The following is a 2,472-nucleotide window of genomic DNA, read 5'->3' as shown; positions in this document are numbered from 1 at the left end:
CAAACTATTTTACGGTCTCTCTTCAGGAATATCTTCCATAAGTTGCTTTTTAAGTCGTTTTTTAATTGTTTCAGGATACATTGTTCCTCCAATATTTGTTAATCTTCTTCGAATAAATTAGGAATTTGAAAAGTTTTTAATTTTTCCCAAGAAAATAGCAATTGATTATTGTCATGATTAATCCATACCCCTTCAGTTGTGCAATAAATGACGTAAGGAACTCTACCGTTTAAAAAGGAAATACTATCTCCGTATTCCATAACAGCCCACTTTTTTACATCACTAGCGATATCAAAGTCCCATTTATCTAAGACAATGCTAAGTGGCATAGAATAAACTGATAAAAATTTAAATAGAAAAAGGCGTTCGTTACTCATCACTATCACTCCAATTAATAGTGGTTATAAATTGCGGATATTCATCAGGATAGGTGTAAGACATGATAGCAACCATATCTCCCTTACAAAACTGGATTATTTGGCTTCCATTTATATTAGCCCATGTTTCCCAGTCGAAGAGTTCCCAATCATCAATATCAGTAGTAAAATCAGGAAATATTTTATGAAGCTCATCATTTTTATCATGAATAAAGTTCATTAATTTATTCAGCTCATCGCTCCACTCGAAAGTTGTTATAGTGCCACCGTCTTCGTTATTTAGTGATACACAATCATCTTCAAATGTTAAAGAATATAAGGACCAACTGTCTCCTAAAAAATAAGTATTATTAGCATATCTCCAATCATTTACATTTAATTCAGTGATATCATAGCGGTCTTTTAAAACTTCGCTGTATTTTTTAAAGAAATTTCGTAATTCATTTTTCATCATTATCGCTCCAATTGAAACAAGTAATAAATTGCCCGTTTTCATCTCTTAAAGTAACCATATTGGCTCCAAATGATAGACAATAACCAGTTCCACACATTACATACCAATCATAAAAATCATCAAAATGCCAATCTTTTATATCAATGCTAAAATCTGGGAAAACTTCTTGAATTGTTTTACCTTTATCTTTTAAAAATTCATTCATCACAATTCCCCCACTCAAAACTGGTAATGAAATTATCTTCAATATCACGCAATTCCACCTCAGTGGGCTTAAATTTAAGCATATACGCATCAACTAAATAGTAATAATCTTCATTCAAGTTATATCCCCAGTCTTCTTTATTCAGACTAAAATCAGGCAAAATCTTATGGATATCATTACCGTATCTATCAAGGAATCTGGACAATTCATCTTTAACGTAACTTTTATTATCTTCCATAACTGATTTCAAATATTCATAATGTCTTTGAAAATTAGGTTTGTTTTCATCCCAAAAATTACGAAAAGTAGTTTTAACATCTATATAATCGATTCCAGATTTTTTTCTTAACTTATTTAAGCCGTCTATAATTTCATCAGAATTTTCGCATTCTCTATTAGGTTCAAAAACAACGTTTACTTTTGATGCATTAAAGTCGCAGTCATCAAATACAATGAAAATTCTTTCATCTTCATTAAACTCAATAGTTAAATCATAGTCGCTTTTCCACATGACTGTTTTAGGTGTGTAATTTTCAATTAAATAATCATTAATAATTGCTTTGTTAGGTATAATCCGCATTGTTAATCCTCCAATTTAAATGGAGAAGCCATTATTATTTGGTTGCCATTAATAACGACTTCATCTCCATTTACTCTTTTAAAAGTACGAAAGCATTCCAAATTTAACATTCTAAAATGTTCCCATGGTTCATCAAGAATTATGTGTATATCGTTTATCATATGTACATCAGTATATTTATATTTCATTATCTCTTAGTCTCTAATTCTCTTTACAAATTTCTCATTAGCCCATACATTCAGTCCATTATCTACTTCACGAACCACTATGGGCCTTTTATTAATCGTGTAATGATATGGTGAGCGCCACTCAAAGCTTTCTGCTTTAAATAGATCACTTACTAATTTAATTACACTTGATTCATCAATTTTTTTAGCTTCATAAATTAATCCAAAGTTTTCAGTATAAAGCCGTACCCCATCAAAGGTATAGCCTTTAGAATCTGGATAATGAAGCATATGCATTAAATTCTTTCCAGGTAAAATAAAATCATCTTCTTCTTTCGTAAAGTCTTAGTAAATCTTTTAAATGGTCAAAGTCTTTATCTCCAACTGGTATCTGCATAAAGCTTCTGTATTTTTTATTTAGCTTATTTAAGCACTTAACAATTTCAGATCTATCTCGATGATGAGTAGAGTGAGCTTTTTTTACGTTTAAAATAATTGCTCTTCGATTAAAAACATGAGGAATAATTTCATCATCAATTTTCCAAATAAAATATGGTACTGAATCTTGTGAGCGTAAAACACTTCTACGACTTAGCCAAGAATAGCCATCAAACTGGCCAAGAAAAAAATCTATCTGATCCCAAGTTTTAAATTCTTTAACTCTTTCAGTTTCTTTATCCAAACAAATT

Annotated in this window: 6 protein-coding genes; all 6 read right to left on the bottom strand. The window is 30.3% G+C overall.

Going from position 1 to position 2,472, the window contains the following annotated elements; genetic code table 11:
* Positions 1-98 precede the first annotated feature (98 nt).
* Complete coding sequence (locus ACNDLV_RS08170) at positions 99-377, bottom strand: hypothetical protein (RefSeq protein ID WP_265666490.1); 279 nt, start codon at positions 375-377, stop codon at positions 99-101.
* A complete protein-coding gene (locus ACNDLV_RS08165) occupies positions 370-828 on the bottom strand; it encodes a hypothetical protein (protein WP_269254319.1) in 459 nt (152 codons plus the stop codon). The genes ACNDLV_RS08170 and ACNDLV_RS08165 overlap by 8 nt, the downstream gene beginning before the upstream one ends.
* On the bottom strand, positions 818-1,036 hold the full coding sequence (locus ACNDLV_RS08160; protein ID WP_048598016.1) for a hypothetical protein: 219 nt from the start codon (positions 1,034-1,036) through the stop codon (positions 818-820). Before ACNDLV_RS08160 ends, ACNDLV_RS08165 begins: the two co-directional genes overlap by 11 nt.
* The gene (locus tag ACNDLV_RS08155; protein ID WP_233263535.1) at positions 1,029-1,616 is read right to left on the bottom strand and encodes a hypothetical protein; all 588 of its coding nucleotides are present in this window, start codon (positions 1,614-1,616) and stop codon (positions 1,029-1,031) included. The genes ACNDLV_RS08160 and ACNDLV_RS08155 overlap by 8 nt, the downstream gene beginning before the upstream one ends.
* 194 nt (positions 1,617-1,810) lie before the next feature.
* Positions 1,811-2,080: a hypothetical protein gene (locus tag ACNDLV_RS08150; protein WP_048598020.1), complete on the bottom strand. Its 270-nt coding sequence runs from the start codon at positions 2,078-2,080 to the stop codon at positions 1,811-1,813.
* A 25-nt stretch (positions 2,081-2,105) separates the two neighbouring features.
* Complete coding sequence (locus ACNDLV_RS08145; RefSeq protein ID WP_498883101.1) at positions 2,106-2,471, bottom strand: hypothetical protein; 366 nt, start codon at positions 2,469-2,471, stop codon at positions 2,106-2,108.
* Between the last annotated feature and the right edge of the window lies 1 nt (position 2,472).

Source organism: Lactobacillus fornicalis (genome assembly GCF_055362665.1).
This window is presented reverse-complemented; position numbering and strand designations above follow the sequence as displayed.

What these genes read in the sequence shown, in the direction of transcription:
- ACNDLV_RS08155 (WP_233263535.1), bottom strand. Translation starts at nt 1,616, where the DNA reads ATGCGGATTATACCTAACAAAGCAATTATTAATGATTATTTAATTGAA.
- ACNDLV_RS08170 (WP_265666490.1), bottom strand. Translation starts at nt 377, where the DNA reads ATGAGTAACGAACGCCTTTTTCTATTTAAATTTTTATCAGTTTATTCT.
- ACNDLV_RS08160 (WP_048598016.1), bottom strand. Translation starts at nt 1,036, where the DNA reads ATGAATGAATTTTTAAAAGATAAAGGTAAAACAATTCAAGAAGTTTTC.
- ACNDLV_RS08165 (WP_269254319.1), bottom strand. Translation starts at nt 828, where the DNA reads ATGAAAAATGAATTACGAAATTTCTTTAAAAAATACAGCGAAGTTTTA.
- ACNDLV_RS08150 (WP_048598020.1), bottom strand. Translation starts at nt 2,080, where the DNA reads ATGCATATGCTTCATTATCCAGATTCTAAAGGCTATACCTTTGATGGG.